Genomic DNA, 1,265 nt, shown 5'->3' with positions numbered 1-1,265 from the left:
CGCCCGTGGCGGTCGATAACTACGGTTGCTTGGCGATTGGGATTTTCAGCTTCTTGGCTGCGGCCAGATGTATGGCCTCGTTTTCGACCAGGTGCGGATGCCGAGGCGGATTCAACTTCAGGATTAGCCGGTTTCCCTGGGTGGCTAAAGGAGCGGTGAGCATAGAGGCGCTGGCTTTGTCCTGCACCCCCGGCAAAGCGTGTAGATCCACCGCTTCGGCTAGTGCAGTGAAGTCCAGCTCCTGCGGCTTCGCGGAGTCGACCAGGGCCTCCGGCTCGACCGGCGCGTCTCCTGTGGGAACGACCTGGACGTCTCCTGGAGCGTCAGCGCCGACAGCCAGCAGTAGCGAGAGTTCGTCGTCCAGGCTGGTCTTGATCGCGTCCTTCAGGACGGTCAAGCGGTGGCCTTCGGGCAGCAACCCCGCAAAAAATGGTGGAACCCCACCCGAGGATGCGGTGACGGGCTCTCCGGTTAGGGGAAGAGTCAAAGCCACCGGAGGGTGACCGGCATTCAGGTAGGCCGGGTCATAGGTGAATGCTGTGCCCGCGTCTTCGGCGCGTTCTAGTCGGCCGGCCAACCGGCCAGCCTTGTAGACGTCGGCCACGTCCACGAACCGCAGTCGGTGTAGGTCGGCCATTACTCGGCCACCAACCGCAGGCCGAGCACGTTGGCCGCGGCGGCCACGGCCGCCAGTGCGGGATTGCCAGTACCGGTTTCGATAGCGCGGACCGTCCGCTCGGAGATGCCGGCCAGATCGGCCAGGTCTCTTTGAGTCAGTCCAGCCTCCTTGCGGGCGGCGCGAATTGCCCTACCCACAGCTTCGACTTCACCCATGACCATCTCCTTCCGGCAGAATCCTGCCGATATCGCCTAGTTCAACGTCATTGTGTCGAAGAAGGGCGTCAATCGGCAACATCTTGCTGGTTCAGTTCTTATTGGGCGCTAGAGGTGCTGCTATCAGGAAGAGCGGCAGGATACTGCCGGTACATGCAGACCGGTCCGATGGACCTAGCAGCGTTCTGTGTCCCTGAGGGAACAAAACCAACTGGAGATGGACCTGGCGTAGACGGGTCAATCAAACAGCCCTTCAGGCGGAGGATCCATCGGCAGCGGTATCCCCTTCGGGTGGTGTGCTCGAGGGGTGCAACCGTGGAAGGGTCCCTTCTCGTCGAAGAGTGTCCGCATGGTGGGGTCGGTGTAGTCGCGCCACCATACTGCCAGTCCCGTTGTAGTCGGTGCGGAGGTTTTCCCAGGCGCGCCAGAGG

General features: G+C 62.2%; 3 protein-coding genes. All 3 read right to left on the bottom strand.

What is annotated here, in order from left to right:
* Window positions 1-19: 19 nt before the first annotated feature.
* The gene (locus YO9_RS0115555; RefSeq protein ID WP_223286694.1) at window positions 20-604 is read right to left on the bottom strand and encodes a type II toxin-antitoxin system HipA family toxin; all 585 of its coding nucleotides are present in this window, start codon (window positions 602-604) and stop codon (window positions 20-22) included.
* Between the two features lie 32 nt (window positions 605-636).
* A complete protein-coding gene (locus YO9_RS0115550) occupies window positions 637-834 on the bottom strand; it encodes a helix-turn-helix transcriptional regulator (protein ID WP_016998323.1) in 198 nt (65 codons plus the stop codon).
* A 237-nt stretch (window positions 835-1,071) separates the two neighbouring features.
* The gene (locus YO9_RS19240) at window positions 1,072-1,185 is read right to left on the bottom strand and encodes a DUF4913 domain-containing protein (RefSeq protein WP_262925728.1); all 114 of its coding nucleotides are present in this window, start codon (window positions 1,183-1,185) and stop codon (window positions 1,072-1,074) included.
* Window positions 1,186-1,265 lie beyond the last annotated feature (80 nt).

It is taken from the genome of Kocuria atrinae C3-8, assembly GCF_000286355.1.
In the GTDB taxonomy this organism is placed as follows: domain Bacteria; phylum Actinomycetota; class Actinomycetes; order Actinomycetales; family Micrococcaceae; genus Kocuria; species Kocuria atrinae_A.
The sequence above is the reverse complement of the archived record's forward strand: the minus strand, read 5'-3'. Positions and strand labels throughout refer to the sequence as shown.

Bases quoted from the DNA above. Each gene is read 5' to 3' on its own strand.
- YO9_RS0115550 (WP_016998323.1), bottom strand. From the start codon at position 834: ATGGGTGAAGTCGAAGCTGTGGGTAGGGCAATTCGCGCCGCCCGCAAG.
- YO9_RS19240 (WP_262925728.1), bottom strand. From the start codon at position 1,185: ATGCGGACACTCTTCGACGAGAAGGGACCCTTCCACGGTTGCACCCCT.